The following is a 20,444-nucleotide window of genomic DNA, read 5'->3' as shown; positions in this document are numbered from 1 at the left end:
GGTTATCATGACGACAGATCCCGTTCACCGCTACTGCCAGCTGGCCGCCAGGACCGCCTGTACCTCCTGCGGCCGTTGATCAATCGCTTGATCCCATGTCAGGCCGGTCTGCTGGGTAAATGCCGCCATGGATTGGATTAATTGGTCAACTTGTGTACTGAGCAGAACCTCCCCGTTCCCGGCTTGCATTGTCTCAACTCGATGACTCCTACCCAAATACCAATCCTTCACCATGACTTGATCTGCAGAGCCGTGAATAGCAAGCCGCAGATCATCGGCCTGGCGACTAATCACGAGATCGAGAGGATTGATGGTCGTTCCAAACATGACACGGTCTTGATTGGGTAACAATGAATCGACATCCAGAATCGTGTCCTGGCCGTCTCCTCGGGAGAAATGGTAGGTGTCGTTTCCTGAGTTTCCGATCAATATGTCATGGCCACGACCGCCGGTGAACTGATCGGCCCCGCCGCCGCCTAGAAGCTGATCGTTGCCGGCACCGCCCACGAGTTGATCATCACCGGTCCCGCCGTCGAGCCTATCATTCCCGTCGCCTCCGTTGAGCATATCGCGACCGCTCCCCCCAAAGAGAATATCATGTCCCCGTCCAGCGTTCAGCGTATCATCGCCGGCGCCGGCATTCAGAATGTTGTCGCCGCTGTTGCCCATCAGGACGTTATTGGCCGTGTTTCCCGTTCCGTTAATATGGGCCGACCCTGTGAGAGTCAGATGTTCCACGTTCGCTCCGAGGGTGTAGGTGATGCTGCTTTCCACCGTGTCGTTTCCTTGTCCTGCTTGCTCGGTCACAATATCGCCCGCTCTATTCACGACGTATGTGTCATCGCCTATCCCACCGATCATCACATCGCTACCGTAACCGCCATCGAGCCGGTCATGACCGGCCCCGCCATTCAATGTATTGTTGGCACTGTTGCCCAAAAGTACATTGTCCAGGACGTTTCCGGTCCCGCTGATGGCCGCCGTGCCGGTGAGCATGAGATTTTCCACATGAGCTCCAAGGGCATACGTGACGGCGCTTTGCACCGTGTCTCTTCCTTCGCCGGCTGTTTCAATGACGAGATCACCCGGTGAGTCAATCACGTATGTGTCATCCCCTGCTCCGCCCTGCATGGTGTCGGTTCCGGTTCCTCCATCCAGCAGATCGTTTCCGTCCCCGCCTGCCAGCGTATCGTTGCCCGCCAGGCCGCTGATCCGATCCACAACATTCGTGCCGATGATCGAGTCATTGGCGGCTGTGCCCGTCAGATCAAATCCTCGCGCCACCAATTGGCTGTAATTCAACGTCGAGCCGTCCACAAACCGGAAGGTCTCGATGGCTCGCGGCCCCAGTACGTCGTCCGGACTAAAGGTCGTCAAGTGAATCATATCCCCCTCGGTTCCCACACGAAGCAATAAGGAACCGACCGCTAAACGCAGGTCGTTGGACGTGATACCCGTTCCGAATTGAATGGTATTCCCTTCGCCCGGGAGACTCGTATCGTTGATCGTGTCCACCCCGTCGCCGAGGTTGAAGATGTATGTGTCATCCCCGGATCCTCCCAATAAGGTATCGTTCCCTGCCCCGCCTGCGAGGATATCATTACCTCTTCCGCCATTCAGCGCATCATTGCCCGTAGTGCCAACCACGGTTTTCGGCCGCGGCCCAGCCACCGTCAGGGTGAACTCCTCCGTCACTCTGGCCAGCTGATTATCCGTAGCAGTCACGGCAAGCTGCATTACACCGGCATCGCCTACACCCGGCGTCCCGCTGAACGTACGCGTCGTTGCATCAAAGCTCAGCCAAGTCGGTAACGGACTGCCGTCGGCCCTGGTGCCGCCGTAGGTTAAGACATCCCCATGAATCGCATCGACATCGGTAAAAGTCGTGCCTGGCACAATCAAGCTGAACGCTGAATCTTCGGCGGCATTTTGATCGGCAAGACCATTCGCCACGGTCGGCGCGTCGTTGACGTTCTGAATCGTAAGGGTAAATGTACTCGTTGTGCTGAGCCCGCCTTCATCCGTGGCTTTGACCGCGACGTTCAGATTGCCGGCATCGTCGTTGAGAGGTGTGCCGCTCAAGGTGCCGGTGATTGAGTCGAAACTCAGCCAAGCCGGCAAGGGATCGCCGTTCGCCAGCGTGGCACCATAGGTAAGTGTATCGCCATGGATCACGTCTTGATCCAGAAACGTATTGGCAGGGATCACGAATGTGAACGGCACATCTTCGAGCGTCGTGTGATCGGCGGCCGGCGTGGCCACCACCGGAGCCTCATTCATATTGGTGACGGTCAGCGTGAAGACATCGGAAGCCGTGAGATTCCCGGTATCCGTCGCCGTCACCTTGAGATCGAGGCTCCCGACCCCATCATCGTCCGGAGTCCCCGTGAACGTGCGGGTCGTTGGATTGAAGCTGACCCAGGACGGCAATGCGCTGCCGTCCGCCAGGCTTGCATTGTAGGTCAACGTGTCACCCGTGTCCTGGTCGGTAAAGGTGTCGGCGAGAACCACCAGACTGAGTGGCGCATTCTCCGATACGGCTTGGTCCGCAATCGGATTGCCCACCGTCGGCGCATGATTGACTGGGCCACCAAGGCCCAGCAACTGAGCGAGACCAGTCACACTCCCGTCTGCAAATGCCAGAGTCTCCACCACCACCGAGCCGTTGAGTCCGGTCGGATCAAAGTTTGTGAGGACAAGCTGGTCGGTTCCGCTGCTCCCCACATGGATGGTCAACGTGCGAGCGACTTCATCCTGCGTGAACGCAAGATCACTTTGTGTGATGCCCTTGCCGAATTGAATACGATTGCCTTCTTCGCCCGTCGCTATGTCCTCGATCGTGTCACGGCCGTCGCCGAGATTGAAAAGATAGGTATCATGCCCGATCCCGCCTTGCACCACATCATCGTCAAGACCGCCATGCAGCGTGTCGTTCCCCGCCTCGCCCTGCAAAACATTCGCGAGGCTATTGCCGCGGATGAGATTTTCCAATTCATTGCCCGTGCCATTCGGGACGCCTGGAATGCCGGAATCCACCAATTCCAAATTCTCGACGTTCCCCGGGAGGGTATAGGTCACCGCACTGCGGACCCAGTCGGTCCCTTCGCCGACCCGTTCGACGACCATTGCGTCAGCATGATAGACGACATAGGTGTCGTCACCCCGCCCCCCCACCAACACATCATCGGCCTTGATGATCGCCGCATTTGTGATTGGGGCGATCAAGCCTGATGAATGGTAGACCCCACCGACCGGAATGAGCGTGTCATCACCGGCTCCACCGATCAGAAGATCGCTGCCGGAATCGTCCCGACTGACCGGCGTGGAACGCAAGAACCCACCGATCAACACATCGTTGCCCTCGCCTCCATCCAATGTATTGGAGACTGGTCCTGCCGTGATCACATTGTCGAGGGCGTTGCCGGTCATCACGCGGCCGAAGAACTCGGCGTTTTCCACGTTGTCCGGCAAGACATATCCCTCGGGCATATCCCCCGTGACGGTATCCATGCCCCCATGTGGATCCTCGATAATGACGTCGTCTCCGGCGAAATCGATCGAATAGCGATCATCACCGGCGCCACCGACCAGCGTATCGCTCCCGCTTGAGGAGAAAAAGAGATCAGGACCCGCAGTACCACTCAGTAGGTCGTTTCCAGCCGTTCCCAGAATCGTGGTGACCGATTCCCGAACAGTGGCCAGGTTTCTCCAATCCGGACCGACAAACGACGGGCCTGTCACCATCCGTTGATTGACGGCCGCGAGATCCCAGGTCGTCCCATCATCAAACCTGATCAGCGGAGGCGCGCTCGTGTGAAAATAGCTCTGTATATAAAGAGCATCGGTCGAGCCGAGAATGCCGAGCACCAATCCGTTCGGCTGGAAGATGCCGGCGTGGAAGTACTGAGCAGCAGCAAGATCGTTCGGTGTAATCCCCGCCTTCAACTGAATGACATCGCCGATTCCGGAATCAACGACCCGATCCCATCCAGATCCATGGCCGAACAGATAGGTGTCGCCTCCCGCTCCGCCTTCGAGCCGATCATTTCCTCCGGCTCCATCCAGCACGTTGCCCGCACTATTGCCGACGATCCGATTATCGAGTTGATTGCCGGTCCCGGACGTGGCCCCCATCCCCGTGAGCAACAAATCCTCCACATGATCGGTCAGCGTATAGCCGATCGCGCTTTCAACCTGGTCGAGACCGTCCACCGCCGTTTCGATCACGACGTCTCCTGCATCGTCGACCACGTAGGTGTCATTCCCGGCCTTTCCACGCATCACATCGGCACCCACCCCACCATCCAACCGATTCACAGCGCGATTACCCGTCAGCGTATTATCGAGCTCGTTTCCCATGGCATCGATCGACACCGGTAACAATTGATTCCCGATGAGCGAGCGATCCGAATCGAGCAGGGTGAGATGCTCCACGTGGGAGGCCAGCTGATAGCTCTGCGCCGTCATAACCGTATCGATCCCTTGGCCTGCCGACTCGGTCACGATTTCCAGCCCCTTCAGCACGTACGTATCGTTACCGGCTCCGCCGGCTAACAGATTCATCGCACCGTTACCGGTCAACACATTGTCCAATGCATTGCCGGTCCCCTTGATGGCCGCCGTGCCGGTGAGCGTGAGATTCTCGACATGGGCGCCAAGGGCGTGACTCTGATCACTCTGCACGCTGTCGAGACCGTCGTTCGCCTGCTCGACCACCGTATCACCGGTGCTGATCACATAGGTGTCGTGGCCGGCACCGCCGGCAAGAACATTCGCGGCGCCGTTGCCGACTAGGATGTTGTCCTGCGCATTCCCCGTTCCGTTGATGGCGCCGAGACCGGTCAACGTGAGGTGCTCAACGTTCTCCCCGATGGTATGCGTGACGGAACTTTGCACGGCATCGATGCCTTCGTTCAGGTTCTCCGTGACCTCATCGCCTATGGCATCCACCACATACACATCGTCGCCAAGACCGCCGGCCATCCTATCGATGCCCGTCCCGCCGTCGAGATGATCGTCGCCTGCAAGTCCCGTCAGTCGGTCGTCACCCGCGAAACCCATGAGCAGATCATCGGCGTCAGTCCCGTCAAGCACATCAGCACTCTCTGTGCCGGTGACACGGTGTTGCACCGCCTCGGCCAGAAAGGCCGCATCCCAGACCGTCCCATCAGCAAACCGCACCGCCTCGATCCGGAAGGTATCCGCCACAAAGAATTCCGAGACGGTCACCTGATCCGTCGTGCCGGTGATCGCCAACACGAGGTCTCGCCCCGAACGTGTGATGGTCATCTCGCTGGGCAACAGATCGGCGGCACACTCAATCGTGTCCAACGCGCCGGTCCGATCCACGATCGTGTCCTGCCCTGCCCCTCTTCCAAAGACATACCGATCATCGCCGCCCTTCCCTTCCATCCGGTCATTGCCCGCCCCACCGACGAACCGATCGTTCCCGTTCGTCCCGATCAAGGTCTCGGCTCCGGACGTACCGCTGATCTGTATCCCACGCTCCAGCAGTTGCGCGTAGGCGAAGCTCGTGCCGTCCGTGAACCGGAAAGTCTCCACGGCGTGTGGCCCCAGGACATTGTCGCGATCGAAGCCGGTGAGCCACAGCTGATCCCCGCTCTCACCGATACGGAGAACCAGATCATGTCCGCTCGACGAATTGATGGAGTCTTGTACCGTGCTCAGCGTCAGCATCGACGACGTAATGCCCGCGCCAAACGTGACCTCATTTCCTTCAGCCATCGATGCCGTATCGACAATCGTGTCGATGCCATCACCGAGGTTAAACCGATATTGATCATGCCCCGCTCCGCCGAACAGGTGATCGTTCCCCCCTTTGCCCACGAACCAGTCACCGATGCTGGTCCCGAACAAGCGATCATCCCCAGCTGTTCCCGCGACATCAATGCCCCTGGCCAGAAGATCCGCATAGCTCAGCACCGTGCCGTCCGTGGTCTGGAACCGCTCGATATCGTGTGTGCCGGTGATGCTGCTCCGGCGCGTATTCCCGAGCAGCACACCTTGCATCGGATCGCCTGTCCCCACGACGACGGACGAGCCATTGACCATCAGCCGCACATCGGCCGAGGCGATGCCCTGACCAAACGACACTACATTCCCCTCGCCCGCCACGGCAGTATCGACTACGACATCAAGACCATCTCCTACGCGATACACATAGGTGTCGTTTCCGCTGCCTCCATGGAGCTGATCGTCGCCCGTGCCGCCGATCAAGGTATCGGCCCCAGCATTACCGGATAGCGAATCGTTGCCCGCGCCACCGTGCAAGAGGTCGTTGAGACTGGTGCCATTGAGCGGGTCGCCACCGGTCCCACCGGCCATCACGCGGCCTGTCACCGCCGCGCTTGCTAAAATGGCCGGATCAATTCCCAAGCCCCGTGCGACGAGGTCGGCATGGGTCACGATCGTCCCATCGGCAAACTGATAATCTGTAATCCCAGAGGGCGCCAGCGCGTCGTTGGCGCTAAAGCCGGTAATGGCAACTTGACCTCCACCAGAACCAATTTGAATGACCATCGCGGTGGGAGCCAGTCCAATGCCGACATCATCGGGCATGATCCCATCATTAAATACGACACGATTGCCTTCCCCGGCGTTATCGGTAATTACATCGGCGCCTTCTCCCACTCCGATATGATAGGAATCCCGGCCTACCCCGCCAAGGAGCAGATCATTGCCGGTCCCGCCGATGAGCACATCGTTGCCGGCATCTCCTGAGAGTTGGTCATCCCCGTCATCACCCCACAAAGTATCGTCCCCCGCGTCGCCAAAGAGCACATCCGTCCCGACCTCGCCGAGCAGGGTATCGTGGCCGTCACCGCCTTGCAGTTGATCATTACCCTCTTCACCAAACAGGATATCGTTCTCGCCGTCGCCCAGGAGTACGTCGTTTCCTAGTCCTCCGACCAATTGATCGAGCCCCCCACCGCCGCTTAACTGATCGTCTCCGTCCTCGCCGAAAAGCACGTCATTGCCGGCCTCCCCGAAAAGTCGATCGATCCCCTCTTCTCCAACGAGCACATCGTCACCGTTACCGCCTTGCAACTGATCATCCCCGATGCCCCCATACAGCTGGTCGTCCCCCTCCTGGCCAAAGAGGCGGTCGTTGTCGCTCCCGCCGTCCAGCAGATCGTTCCCCCCGCCTCCATGTAGTTCGTCCGCTCCGGCTCCACCATCGAGGGTGTCGTCGAACCCGAGTGTTGGATTGTTGGCATAGTCGCCGACAAGCAGGTCATCGTCCTCCCCGCCGAAGAGCGCATCCTTGCCCCCACCGCCCACGAGCTGGTCATTCCCTGCTCCACCTTCCAGCCAATCATCCCCTTCCTGGATCACACCAACCTGTTGATCGTCCCCCCAGAGCTCATCGTTGTCCGCCCCACCGAGCAGCACATCATCTCCACCATCGCCTTGGAGAAAGTCATCACCTGCGCCGCCCTCCAGGTAGTCGCGACCCCCAGTTACAGAAAAAATGGGTATACCGACTCCGCCGATGATTCCGAATTCGAATCCCTGAAACCACTCTTCGTTGATCCAAGGTCGTTCGGTCCAAAGATAGGAATCTTCGCCGGCAGGTCGATTGTCGCCGAACAATCGATCGTTACCGATTCCACCGATCAGCGTGTCATCACCCAGCCCGGCGTAGAGCCGATCATGGCCGTCACCACCATCCAAGTAATCATTCCCCACCGGCCGTTCGGTATAGACGCCATGATCGTCGCCAAAGAGTTCATCATTCCCGGTGCCGCCGAGGAGCGTGTCGTTACCTGCCATCCCGCTGAGACTATCCTCGTCACTGCCCCCATCGAGATAGTCATCGAAGGTCCCAGGCGATGGCCTGATGAACGCGTCCATGTCCGCGAAAATAGCATCCCGCCCCGCGCCCCCATCCACCACATCAGAACCCCAACCGGCCAGGATGACGTCGTCGCCATCTTCCCCGTAGAGTTGGTCATTGAAGTCTCCGATGATTTTATCTGAGCCATCACCGCCGAAGACTTGTTGATTCTGCGCGAAGAACGTGATCGCCTGTGGATTGTCGGCCCAAATGATCTCAGGTCCATAGTTGCCCTGCACAACGGAATTGATTGGCCCTTCCTGAGTAAAGGCCCCCGAACCACCAGATCCATTAAACTCCGGAGGACCAGCCGTCAATGAAACCGTCTCGGTGCTGTACCCATTGTTGTAATCAATCGTCGGGACTGTGCCGTCACGCAGAGGACCGGTATCCGTCACCGTGATGGTTGCTTCTTGGTCGGGGGCATGAGTTGCGATCCCATTCGCATCAACTAACTGCACAGAAACTGTCAACGAACTGGACGCTCCAATGTCTTGCTTATGCTGCAAACCCACCACGAGTTGTTGCTGGCCTTCGGGAATGGTCAGCGTGAATGTACTTCCGTTCGGGAAAAGTTCGATGCCATTTGTACGGAGGACCACCCCGCTGGCGTTCGGGCCACTCAACGTAAGCGTGAGCTTCTGCCCACCCACACCAGCTTCAAACGGCAGGTGGATAGTGAACATGTTCAGTTGGCCTTCATTCGCTGTCACCGTCGCTGGTGGGGCTGTATCGGGATTAAACCCAGTGGTCTCGAACGGATTCGGCCCCATGCCCTTCTGAACCACCACAGTCTGCCCTGCCTGTTGAACGATCTGCTGCGCGTCTTCAATTGCAGTCCGAAGCGCGGAGCCTAGCCTTGGATCCTCAAGCGCCTGCGCGTAGGCCATGGTAAACGGATTGAGCTCGACAAAACTAAGCGTGCGGCCGAGATTGAAGAGGGTATTCGGCACGTCGTGGAGACGATCCAGTACGGCATTACCGATGCTCTGGGCAACATCCGCAATCAAACTCCCAAGTTGTTCGATGCCAAGAGTGACGACGGCACTGCCGAGACCAGCGATAGCTTGCCAGGTCGTGATCGCTGCGGCGGAAAGGTTTAACGTAAAAGTGGCCACATTTTGCCCAGTCGTGTTTGCGAGATCGAGCAAGTAGGCGAATCCATCTTGAAGACCATCCGTTCCTGGAGCCAAGAGTCTTGTTGCCAAAGTTTGAAGATCAGCTCCCACACCTTGGACTAGTTGACTGAGTTGTATGCCAAATTGGAGAGCAGTCCCAGCAGTCAATCCCGCCCCCAATACCAATCCGATTTTTAGGGCGTCGATGGCACCATTATTAAGTTGTCCCCTCGGGCCAAGCATGTCTGCAACAAACCGACCAACGACCTGTGCTTTTTGAAAATCGATGGCAAAAGGAGGTGTATGCCCGGGATCAACAGGTGCATTCCACCACGGTTTGCTAATCAAGTGAGCATCATAAATATTGCCATCGGCTGCGAATTGAGTGAAGTCTACGCGGTGGGCAACAATGATTCCACCAACCGGACGCCCGCCGAGTAAATGAACAAAGTCCCCCTGCAATCCTGGGGTGGGAAGCGCAAAGTCGATTGCGATGACATGGTGCTCACCATCTACACCAGTCGTCGTATTGCTTGCGAGCAAGCCACCCGGAGAAAACCGGATTCCAGGTGCATTGAAGGTGGTGAAGTGCATCAGAGACGGATCGACTTGGTAAGCTTCATTACCCGTCAGGCCTTGGGCGAAGACATTGATTTGCTCACGATTCGTGTTATTGACAGTCCACTGAACGAGCGCTCCACCGAGACTATGACCGACCAACTCAACTTTATTACCGTCCACCAATTGCTGCGCTAACCACGGATTTACTATGTCCTTTGCGTCCTGAGTAAACTGACTTTCCCCAATATCGCTAATATTCGCCAACCAATCTCGGGCATTTTCCGTTCCTCGGAATGCAAGAATGCGGCGATCGTCGTTTGGATCAGTGGACTTTAGAGCGTAAGCATAGAACCCATTGGGGAGGCGGAGTTCACCTGGATTACTACTCTGAAGCCCATCTCTATTGAAATCAGTGTCTAATGTCCATCCAGACGGGATAATGCCGTGAAGGCCTCCTGATGGACGTCCGTACACATTATCTGCAACGAGTCTCGCGAGGTTGTAATCAATGACCGCTGTCATTTGCCTCCTCCTTGTACTAGGAATACAGAGTCACCGACTGTACCTCTTCGATTAAAGGCCACCCACTGGCTATCCGGCGAGATGGCCGTCGGAGTGTCGTAAGAGTCACCTGGATTCGTCAGCTGCGTGACTTGCCTGGTGCGAGCGTCGAATTTCCAGAGGCCATGATACGGCGGCTTGGTACCTGCGATGATGAAATAAATGTCGCCTGTCCGACTGACTTTGGGATGGCTGATGCTCGCTTTGCGTTGACGTGGGATCTCAGATTGAAATATTAGCTCCCAAGATTCTGGCCTTCCGGAGAGAGGATACCGACAGACTCCATCTGGCGATCCATCTTTTGATTCAATTCGATAACAAGGCGAATAGATGTATGCCTCATCATCACTTATAACAAAGTAGATCGAGATCGCCGTTTTCAGAGTCTGAACTTCATTCAGCTGCGCTAAGATATTGCCATCCAGCGCTCGAAGGAACATTGCGTAGTTGATTGCCTTTCCATTGTTGTCGACTAGTTGCTTTTCGGGATTGGGAATCTTCTTCGGCTGCCCATCTGGCCCATGGATTTTGATCGTATCGGACCACTGATATTCGGCGAGAACAAAGTTTGCGAGCGTCCATCGCCGCCAGGCAGTTCGAGCATCCACGCAATGGACCGTAAATTCCGGCTTTATGAATTGAATCACACAATTGTCTTCGTCTTCGTACACCCCCTTATTCCCCCGCATATGCTTATAGGCTAGTACGTATTTCCCTTTCATACTCACGTTCTGTGGCATCGCCCCTCGCATTTCAACGAGTAGCTCTGGTCGTCCACCAATCTTCACTGCATAGAGCCGACTTCGTTTCTTATCTGGCATGGGAACGGAGAACACAATCGTTCCATCATGACATCTGACGTCCCATATCCTCTTTTGCGATTCAGGGTCGATAGGAGATAAATCCATTCTGGTCCCATCGCGTGGTTCGGCTGGCGTCACGACATACAGGCCTTCGACCTCTGATTCTTGGCCGGCCTTGAAGGGTGACCGCTTCACGACGATCAGTCGTTCTGCGTCATACCAACATGCACCACTGCCGATGATTCCCGTATCAATAACTGTGGAATCTTTTTGAGGCTTGGCGTGTACCGTGAATTCGGAGCAAAACAGGCTCCATACGAGGATCAACAGGAAAACGATGACGCGTCGTTCCGGACTCAAGGTAATCACTGACAGGTCATACACTCGACGACGCATCATTTTTCTCCTTTCCCTTAATCCTGTCCTGTGGCTTCCCAGGCTTCGCTGATCGCAAGCCGGCCAACACCTGCTGAATCTGCTGGTGCAGCCGCGCCAGAGCGCTCACGTCCATCGCTACGCGTGTGACGAGATGCCCGTCCAAGCCTTTTGGGGCGGCTTGACCGTCCTTCGCGGTCTTCGCGACGGAAGCCAGGAGTGCCGGTTCGATGAAGCCGAAATCGAGGTAGGCAATCCCCTGAACCAACGCAACGTGTGTGTGGTTCGCGGCCAAGGGATGAGCCGAGGAATCGGACGGTTTCAGGACGACATGTAATGCAATGGTTGTGTCTTTGGGTTCGCTCATCGACTCACGCTCCTTTGTCGTGGATGAAAGGCCGAGAGGATGACAACCGCACGGGGCGATCCCTATGCATTGTATTCCTAATGAGAAGGTGCGTGAGTGTAAGAAGCCATCGGGTGGCTGTCAAGAACCCCTTGCATCATCCCAATCCGGCCGGATGGAATGTGCACGAAAGTGCTTAAGAGATGTAATTAGCCGAAAGAGGGGGAGGGACAGAAATTCACCGCCCCGATGCTGCCACGACGAAAAGGGATCCTGCGGACAATCTCGGCCATCCCCCGCCTGACAAGTGAAGGGTCGCAGTCTACATCCGAAACACCGACGTCGGTCGCCCTCACAGGTCGATGTCCTCATGAATGCCCCACCGGAAGGAAACACACCGGTACCAACAAACGCGGGCTTGCCCATAAAAGACTTCCAGACCCCCTTTATTTCGATAGACACAAGGCCGTAAAGTGCTCAACGCCTTTCGGCATCACAGATGAACTCACGCCGCATGAGCATATCTGTTGGATCTCCGAGAGACATGTGCTCAACGCCTTTCGGCATCACAGATGAACTCACCCTTCTTCGATCAGTTGATAAATGCGCGCGCGGGACAGTGCTCAACGCCTTTCGGCATCACAGATGAACTCACATAGGAACCATGGGGTATTACTAAGGGTATGTTTATGTGCTCAACGCCTTTCGGCATCACAGATGAACTCACCAGGGGATAGCCGAGCGAATCGACTTCCTTCGCCTGGTGCTCAACGCCTTTCGGCATCACAGATGAACTCACAGTCGGTGTCGGCATCGGTTCGTCCTCCTACACAATGTGCTCAACGCCTTTCGGCATCACAGATGAACTCACCGCATTCATGTAAACCCGCATGGCACCAGGCGCCGCAAAGTATGTCTTCGAGCATCTGCACAACGTAGTACGCTGTAGGCATTCCTATGCATAGTTTGTCCTCCTGCACTTATTCCAACTAACGGATTTATCTCTTCTCCACACATTTCATGTACATTCCAACGTCGAATGGTCTCAAAAGGCTTGAATCGATCACATCTTTTGCCAACTCTCTCCCCTAAAATTGCGCACACTCGCACATGCATGAATTGCGGATGAATGCCCGTTAAATGATCTGAAACGTGGGCTCCTCAGTACTCCAGTCCTCAATACCGCCCTGAATCGTCAACCGTGCTGAGCACCCGGGGCAGAGACAGGCCACCATTAAGCTGTCCACTGGATCGAGCAAACAGGCGAGTTCCCAACGAAGTCGCTCCATCTGCCGCTTCGTCAGCCGGCATCGAAAAATCGAGTATTGCAAATGTTGGCCGTACCCCTTCAGCAGCTTGAACACTCCCCGCCAGCGACGAGGCTCTCGGATATCGTATGAGATGAGATACCAGTTCCGATCCTCAGCCATGTCGTTACCTCAACCGCAAGCGAGCGAACAGGCCCGGCTGACCTGTCCACTCTTTCTCCAGAAGCCGGACTTCCAGTTCGATCAGCCGGGCATACGACAGGGCATAGCCCGTGACGGGATGTTTCCACTCATCCTCCTTACGCCGCTCATAGATTTCGATGGCTTTCTTCCGACCTGCATCGCTCAACCACACCTGCGGTCCCGCCCGCGTGAAGTCTTGATCAGGGTCCCATTGCAACCGATTGAGGGAAGCTACCACCGGCATATCCCACATGGGTACGCGGAACTCTTCCATAAGATCCAATGCCAGCGGATGCGCGGCGGACCTGGGCTGATGATAAAACCCGAAGGCCGGCTCTAGTCCCACTGCAAGGATGGCTTGCAGCACATCGCGATGCAGCAGCGAATAGCCAAAGCTTAACAGCGCGTTGAAGCAATCTTGGGGCGGACGTCGCGTTCTCCCCGTAAACATTAAACGTGAGTCGAGGTCAGTGCGGAGAATCCCCGGCAGGCCAGAAAAGTACGCGCGCCCTGCCTCTCCCTCATGACCGCGCAGCGTATCAAGGCCTTCCGCGTGACTCATCGCCGCCAAGGCGGCACGAATCCCGTTGATCGCAGGTTGAACGCCTTTCGCTGCTCGATCCATTCCTTGCGAGGCCCGAAGCAAGAACCTCAGCTGGCTCGCCCCTCTGGTCAAGGCCAACCGCTTGGCCAAGCGAAACGCCACGCCAGGATCACGCAACGCTTCGTACTGGCGAATCCGCCGTTGAACAGGGCTTGTGCCTGCCACCAATCCGGCAATGTAGCGCCCCCCGCCGGTGATCCAGTGGAGCCCGATATCTTGCTGGGCACAGAGGTGGATGACCTGCGTCGTCACTTGCGCATGTCCGTGAAGCACGATCTCACCCACATCGTGAACTGGGAACACCCGTCGCTCTCTTTCTGGGGCTTGGACGACCAACGTATTGCCCGACCGCGACACCCGCGCACCAGGTTCGGTCACATGTAGGGCCTGGCGCTCATAATCACGCGGGAACAACCGTATCGGTTTCCATTCCGGATTACCGGCGAGGCGCTCTTCTTCCGGCAAACACACCGGGGCCAGCGAGCACCGCACACACAACCGCTCATTATCCGTCACGGGCGGACGCTCAACGGACTTGCTCAACTCTCTCGCCCGAGCCACCGCCTTGCGAACCTGGTCTCTCGCCACGTCATCAACCGCCACTCGCACGGTCACATTGTCGGCATGGTAACGAATCCGCGCCTCTTCGATCACACAACCCGCATATTCCTCAACGAGCAATACATAAGCGGAGACCTGAATCTTGTCACTGGGCCACGGCTCTGGGCCTTGCTCGCCTTTCGCCGCATGACCTCTCTTGTGCTCGTAGGGAATCAGCCGCCCATCCCGCCGTCGCAGACAATCGACCTTGCCCTTGAGCCCATGCGTCTCACTTTCAAGCACCAAGCTCACAATCTCGCCTTCGTCGACCGCCAGTTCCTCATGCAGCCGCCGCCCTGCATAGACAGCCTCATCAGCCAGGCGGATCTCCTCCACCTCTTCCAAATAGAAGAGCCGTTCGCAGTAAGTCAGCGCGTGCAACGCCATGACGCGAAGGAGGGGTTCAGAGGCGCATTCGTGACTCATTTTTCGCCACCAAGTACGTACTGCCTTTATTTATCTCTTATTCCCCCTCTTGTTCTCCTTCTTGGACACTACGACTTGTGCGGGTGGATCGAGAGCAGTCCAAGCCGATTCTGGAATTTCTGATGCGGGGGTGTTCAGGGGAGCATAGAGAAGCGATTGAGTCTGAGCCATATCTGCGCGATCAATCCAGACAGTCAACCGGCATCGGCGATCGCTCAGATCATCATCCTCTCTCGTCACGCGTCTGTACCAGCAAGCTAGTCCCAGCGAGTTCTCTTCTTTAAGAACATCGATCATGAAGTTGTTGTCACCAAGAAATGGGATGCCATATCTGAAGAGGCCATTTGAAGCCCATTGCCCACCTTCCCTCAAACCAACTCTCACTTGTTCTTCAAGCTCGGCATTCCCACGCAGACAAATATAAGCGTCCAATCCGGACAAGAATTCTCTTCTGACAGGCTGAATGTTGTACTTTGATCCCTTACAGGACTCGGCATGTTCTTCCCCTGTTGCTCCAACAGGATAGTTGTGCAGTTGCTGGTAGATACTCTGAACTTCAGGAAAGGCAATAGCTCCTAGTGCAATCTGTACTTTGGGCAGCCCGCGCTTGGTCAGGGTCATTGGCGCTCGTCCATCATCCAGCCGTGATTCAATGCCCGCAATGTTCAGCACCAGACCATAGGCCGCGCTCGGAGTGATGAAGGGCGCAGTAGGACGGTACGACCCCGCTGTAAAAGTGCGGAACGCTGCAAAAGGCGCCTTAACGTGCAGGCACAGCATGATTGGCCTCCAGTTGGAGAAATCCTCTGCTACAAATCCGGCTTGCAACTGCATTGAGAGCGTGGTTAGCCATTCGGAATAAGTTGACACCTTTGGCCTTCAGTTGCTCTTGGGCAGAACTATCTAGCGACGATTTCACTATTCGGCCACCGACATAAAACTCGTTGCCGGGATAGTCGTTATGGAGAATCCCATCCACAACTTCCGGAAACGACCCATCTTGTTTGAATCCATAGGTCTCATACCCAGCTACAAGCGAGTCCGTCACACGAATCACAATGCTCGCCGGTGCCATTTCGAAGTAGCTTCGGGCATGATTTCCGGAAACGCCGTTTAGTTCTGAAACGGCCTTGAGTAGGTAGCGAAGCCAGTCTTTGTACTGCTCGCCCTTGGTTTTGTAGGGTTTCCCATCAGGTGATTTAACACCATCCACGAGTTTCCCATTGTCATCCAGATTGCAATCGTGCAGGTTGATGGCAAAGGGGAATTGAAAGGCTGTCACCGAGGTTTCACGGTGAAGGAGAGCCGACTTTGAAGCATTTTGCCAAGGACTCTTATCGTTCTTCACTGTCAATGGCGACTGTGTAAAAACAGCATCATGACGGTACGGCTCCAGCGCCTTCGCAAGATTCATTCGAAGTATTGAATCTCGCTTAAATTGAAACTCCCGATCCTTCACTATCTTTTCAGGGATCTGTGCACGATCCGCCACCAAGTAGCCGAAGAAGAAATCGTCTACAAATTTTTCGGGGTAGGGGTAGTCCAAAAAGCGGACGGCAAGTTGTTCTTAGTTGTTAAGACGTGCCCGATTACACGGCAGACCATATGAGGCTAAAATTTCGCGCAGCGCGTTACGCATGGCTTCGGGTGAGACTACTGGATATTCGTGTCGTCCATAGGTCACCTTCTGGATCACGCTTCGACTCTCTTCTGATTCACCACGATAGTTCGCCGAAGGAGCCGGGTACGTCAGCACGGTTGCAAAGATGTTCATGCGATCCTCCTTGTTTCAATCCAGCAATCACACATTTGAGAAGCCTGACAATGCGAGCATGGCTAGCGCTTTCACTTCTTCCCATCGCTCATCAGTCAACATAGCGTCTGCTACTGTTTGGTACTCCGCCTCAGGCAAGTACTGCGGGACCGAGCAGATCGTACCGGTGAAGTATGAAACGAAGTCCTCTTTAGCCTTGCATGCACGGAGCCTCAGAAAAGCATCGCGACAGACTTTCTCTCGGGCATCTCGATATTTGGCAGGAACGTTGTTTCGATCTCCGTCCCACTCGATACCCGATTTGGCCTTTGATTTTCGGTACACATAGGCCTTCACTAAGCCATGAATGCATTGGGACAGAGCCTGATCGACCGACGAAGCGCTTGTCATGCGGACCTCCTTGCCTGCGATTCAACCTCAAATCGTCGCTGAACATCCGACGAAAACCTATGAGCCTTTATGCCGATGAACCATTCCTTGGAACCCTTGGCAAAGACACGGTCAAACTCCCGGTACCATGGCTCTCCTCGAATCAAGTTTAGGATAAGCTTCCTTCTGAACAGGACAGAGTAATACTTGTCACGAATGGCTTCGTACTGCTCGAGAACACGGCGAGACACAGGCACCCGGTCAGTGCTCAGCATGTGAACGTTATTTCCTCTTTTTTCAAGGTGGTAGACTTCTACGCCTGCTGCGTTTGCGACATCTGTCTTTGCTTTCACCAAGCCCAGCAAATGATGTAGATATTCCAAGCCTCCCTCTTGGGGAAGCGTGATGACTGCCTGTTTAGGTCGGTACCCAGTCATCTCAGTTCCTAATCGGGCGAGCGTTTCCAGAAAGTCTTGAACGAACCCGATTGGATCTGTGACATCAGGGATCACTAAGACATAGCTCGACGAGAGTTTAGAGGTCCCATCTCGATCGATAATCTCGGGGACATACACGCCCATCACAACGGGCCAGAAATGGAGCAGGAGGTTATGGTCGGGGCCACCAAGAAATGAGACCTTTTCGGCATTTGTGTCCTGGCCGCCTATAAAAAGCGAACTTGACAGCTCCACAGAAAGCGACTTGTTATTCCCCTTCGCCTTTGCCAATCGTTCGATCTCAGCCCAAATTTGAGCAACACTTGATGCAGGTTTCCCTTGAGCTCGGTCCTTGTAATCTTGTCGCTGTTTATCTCTGCTCCGTATGCTTCCAAAGATTGCTTCCCGCCACAGCTTGATCCAAGGCGCGGTCAGCCCAAGAACCTCCAAAAACTTCGCTTTGGGAGCAATCGTTTCATACACGAACTGCTTTTTCCTTCTCTTGCGTCCGTTTGTGTTATCAGCGGCAGCGTCCTCCTCAACAATCTTTACATTGCGAACCGTCTTTGCTTGCGGCTTACTATCACTCTTACGCTCGTCCCATATGGCATCGTAGAGTTCGTTAAACAGCACAGTTAGAGAATCCTCGGTGATTCGCACCGAGATCGTCTGATTTTCGTTGGTGTGTATTTCAGGAACCGGTTTCATCTTTCGCTTGCGCAACGACTCAACAAGGACAAGTAAACCAGCGAGTCCTGCTCTGTGCTGTGCAGTTGTGAGGGCAAAGGGATCATAGATCAGTTCAATCGTCCGCTCTGACACTTGCCACCTCCTCCAGCTCCAGGAAACCGAACCGCGGGTCGTACTGTGCAGCCGAGGCCTCCCTCAAATACCGTCCCAGCCTCACATTTTCTTTCGTGAAGCGTTTCGGCACAGGTACGACCAAGCCTTCGGTCTTAGAATCATTGGTTCGTCTCGCCAGAAGAAACTTGTCGATATCGATATCAATATCAAGCACACAATCGGCAGCGAAATCCTCACCCTCTCGAAACGCTTCTTCTGAACTCATTGCATATGGGCCACCTTGTAGAAATCCGTTGTATCCTCCTTCGATAAAGGGATCGCACACATCCATATTGCTCAGGTAGTCACCGAGGTCACCGTGCGCGATTAGGCGCTGTTGCCTGACCAATGCTTCGACAAAGGCAGTTCCTTCAGTCATTTCGTGCTTTTCGTAGGGCTTGTGATCGACTGGCGCGTAGACGAAAACCTTTCCCACCCGATCTGAGCTTGGAATAGGTTCTCGGCAACAGCGACCCATGCGCTGAATCAGCGACGGCACCGGCGCGACTTCCGTGATCAGCACATCGGCATCGAGGTCCAGACTCATTTCACAGACTTGGGTGGTCACGGCAATGATTGGTTTCGCGATCTCTCGTCTAAACCCTTGGACAACCTCTTCATGTTGGTTCCTCCTGTCACAAAGACGAAAGCGACTGTGATAGCAGAACAGGTTGACACCTTGACCTAAGACAGACCTCAGATCTAAAGCTCTCTGTTGGCACCGTTTAACTGAATTCGTGACCCAGAGCACCTTCTTGCTGTCTCGGTAGGCCCCAAGTGCTAATTGGCCCGCTTTTTCTTGGGTAACAGTCTCCAGGCGATAACGGGGCGCCTCCGCCTGCTTTCTCAAATCCTCAAATGCTTCCCTTGTTCGCGGAAACACTTCCAGCCCACAACTGCCCCGCAGTATTTCAAGGCGGTCTGCAGGCAAGCTGGCCGTCATACAGAGCACCGGAATATCGAAAAACTTCAGAAATCCTTCGAGGGCACCGAACATGCTTTTGTCAAAACTGTGAACTTCGTCTATGACCACTACGCTGTCAGCCAGCACAGGCAAGAGACACAGCGACGTATATTGATTCCGCATGAAAGCCAAGAAGCTATCCACAGTGGCGCTGAAGACGCGTTTCGGCCAATACCCCAGAGCGAATAATCGCTCTGCCACATGGTAGTCCCCACCATGTCGCGGATCGCTTGGATTCTCAAAGATCCCCGAGAGGTCATATGCGGCTGTTCCATGCAGCAACGCCGCATCTTGGCCACCAGCCCAGGACACATAGTCTCGAAATCCTTCCGTGGCCGTTCCCCGAGTCGGGTAAAGAAAAAGAACACGTGAAGCTGGTCGCTGATCGAGCTGGCTTCTTATCCATCGCCAAGCAGCTAACGTTTTCCCTGTACCGCAACCCGATAGCAGCAGCGCACGTTCCCTTAAGTCGTCAGCAGCACTTTGGAAATCATGCCACTTGAATGCATGCCCCGTTTTTCTCTCGATCTCGCTTATTCTCGGCGCAATGACATTTTCATCAATCCAGTCCGATGTCAGCGGGGCACTCGCGAAGCAGGAAGAAATCCAATCTCTCAGGGATTTGTCCTCCCGCACTAGTGCTGAGCCTGCGGAGTCCGCAGCGAGCAACCCCGCCTTCACCGAAACAAGAAGCCGCCGCCGATTCTCGTTCTGCACTAAGACCTTCTTGAAGCTATGCATCGCTCGGCTAAAGTTTCCTTGCCTTCCTTTATGCGGGTCAATATCCGCCTCAAATGACCAATTCTTATCCAAGCCTGATAGGTCTGGAATTTCCGCGCCAAGCATCTCCGATGCCATCCGCAGGCAATCCCCAAACTCAGGAGCCAACGTGGACACATGAAACGACTCAAGACCAGGTTCAAGACGCTTTCCAAAATCAGCATCGTTCGCTTTCAAGTGGTGCGAAAGGACTGCAGCAATGACAATCTCAACATCCACTCCTAAGCTTCTGCGATCTGACAGCCACGTTCTCATTGGATCTGAGTAAAGCAACAACGCCGACAGATGCTCGTGACGTATCGCCTGCGTTCCCACCCTTCGAATTGCTTTCTGAAATCCATCGTTCGCTTTACCTAGATCATGGAAGATTGCCGCAAGCTTCAAGTTAAGAAGAAATTCTTGAAATTGTGATGGCTGAAGTCTGAAGAAGCGGACCCATTCTCGTCCGAGCCTCGTCGGTTGCTCTGTAGAACCAAACAGATACACAACAGCATCTCGGACCGTAGCTACATGCTCAGAGAGCGTGATCTCTCGGCTACCCACGGGGCTCTTTGCCAGAATCTTTTCGAGCACG

General features: G+C 55.1%; 9 protein-coding genes, 1 pseudogene and 1 CRISPR repeat array. All 10 genes and pseudogenes read right to left on the bottom strand.

Going from position 1 to position 20,444, the window contains the following annotated elements; translation table 11 throughout:
• Positions 1-30 precede the first annotated feature (30 nt).
• Entirely contained in the window at positions 31-10,059 is a 10,029-nt protein-coding gene (locus A4E19_02250; GenBank protein ID OQW34303.1) for a hypothetical protein, read from the bottom strand.
• A complete protein-coding gene (locus A4E19_02245; protein ID OQW34302.1) occupies positions 10,056-11,297 on the bottom strand; it encodes a hypothetical protein in 1,242 nt (413 codons plus the stop codon). Before A4E19_02245 ends, A4E19_02250 begins: the two co-directional genes overlap by 4 nt.
• Positions 11,278-11,643 (bottom strand): hypothetical protein, encoded by a 366-nt coding sequence (locus tag A4E19_02240; GenBank protein OQW34301.1) that lies wholly within the window; start codon positions 11,641-11,643, stop codon positions 11,278-11,280. Before A4E19_02240 ends, A4E19_02245 begins: the two co-directional genes overlap by 20 nt.
• A 452-nt stretch (positions 11,644-12,095) precedes the next feature.
• A CRISPR array of direct repeats spans positions 12,096-12,493; the repeat unit is 36 nt; unit sequence GTGCTCAACGCCTTTCGGCATCACAGATGAACTCAC.
• 265 nt (positions 12,494-12,758) lie between these two features.
• The gene (locus A4E19_02235; GenBank protein ID OQW34300.1) at positions 12,759-13,052 is read right to left on the bottom strand and encodes a CRISPR-associated endonuclease Cas2; all 294 of its coding nucleotides are present in this window, start codon (positions 13,050-13,052) and stop codon (positions 12,759-12,761) included.
• Positions 13,053-13,056: 4 nt separating this feature from the next.
• Complete coding sequence (locus A4E19_02230) at positions 13,057-14,703, bottom strand: type I-MYXAN CRISPR-associated endonuclease Cas4/Cas1 (protein OQW34299.1); 1,647 nt, start codon at positions 14,701-14,703, stop codon at positions 13,057-13,059.
• Between the two features lie 30 nt (positions 14,704-14,733).
• A complete protein-coding gene (locus tag A4E19_02225) occupies positions 14,734-15,483 on the bottom strand; it encodes a hypothetical protein (GenBank protein OQW34298.1) in 750 nt (249 codons plus the stop codon).
• Positions 15,464-16,477, bottom strand: a pseudogene (locus tag A4E19_02220) (type I-B CRISPR-associated protein Cas7/Cst2/DevR). The gene A4E19_02225 and the pseudogene A4E19_02220 overlap by 20 nt, the downstream one beginning before the upstream one ends.
• A 27-nt stretch (positions 16,478-16,504) precedes the next feature.
• Positions 16,505-16,867, bottom strand: a complete 363-nt coding sequence (locus A4E19_02215) for a hypothetical protein (protein ID OQW34297.1) — start codon at positions 16,865-16,867, stop codon at positions 16,505-16,507.
• Positions 16,864-18,105 (bottom strand): hypothetical protein, encoded by a 1,242-nt coding sequence (locus tag A4E19_02210; protein ID OQW34296.1) that lies wholly within the window; start codon positions 18,103-18,105, stop codon positions 16,864-16,866. Before A4E19_02210 ends, A4E19_02215 begins: the two co-directional genes overlap by 4 nt.
• Positions 18,086-20,443 (bottom strand): hypothetical protein, encoded by a 2,358-nt coding sequence (locus A4E19_02205; protein ID OQW34295.1) that lies wholly within the window; start codon positions 20,441-20,443, stop codon positions 18,086-18,088. Before A4E19_02205 ends, A4E19_02210 begins: the two co-directional genes overlap by 20 nt.
• Position 20,444 lies beyond the last annotated feature (1 nt).

This window comes from Nitrospira sp. SG-bin1 (assembly GCA_002083365.1).
Lineage (GTDB): Bacteria > Nitrospirota > Nitrospiria > Nitrospirales > Nitrospiraceae > Nitrospira_D.
This window is presented reverse-complemented; position numbering and strand designations above follow the sequence as displayed.

Bases quoted from the DNA above. Each gene is read 5' to 3' on its own strand.
- A4E19_02250 (OQW34303.1), bottom strand. From the start codon at position 10,059: ATGACAGCGGTCATTGATTACAACCTCGCGAGACTCGTTGCAGATAAT.
- A4E19_02245 (OQW34302.1), bottom strand. From the start codon at position 11,297: ATGCGTCGTCGAGTGTATGACCTGTCAGTGATTACCTTGAGTCCGGAA.
- A4E19_02240 (OQW34301.1), bottom strand. From the start codon at position 11,643: ATGAGCGAACCCAAAGACACAACCATTGCATTACATGTCGTCCTGAAA.
- A4E19_02235 (OQW34300.1), bottom strand. From the start codon at position 13,052: ATGGCTGAGGATCGGAACTGGTATCTCATCTCATACGATATCCGAGAG.
- A4E19_02230 (OQW34299.1), bottom strand. From the start codon at position 14,703: ATGAGTCACGAATGCGCCTCTGAACCCCTCCTTCGCGTCATGGCGTTG.
- A4E19_02225 (OQW34298.1), bottom strand. From the start codon at position 15,483: ATGCTGTGCCTGCACGTTAAGGCGCCTTTTGCAGCGTTCCGCACTTTT.
- A4E19_02215 (OQW34297.1), bottom strand. From the start codon at position 16,867: ATGACAAGCGCTTCGTCGGTCGATCAGGCTCTGTCCCAATGCATTCAT.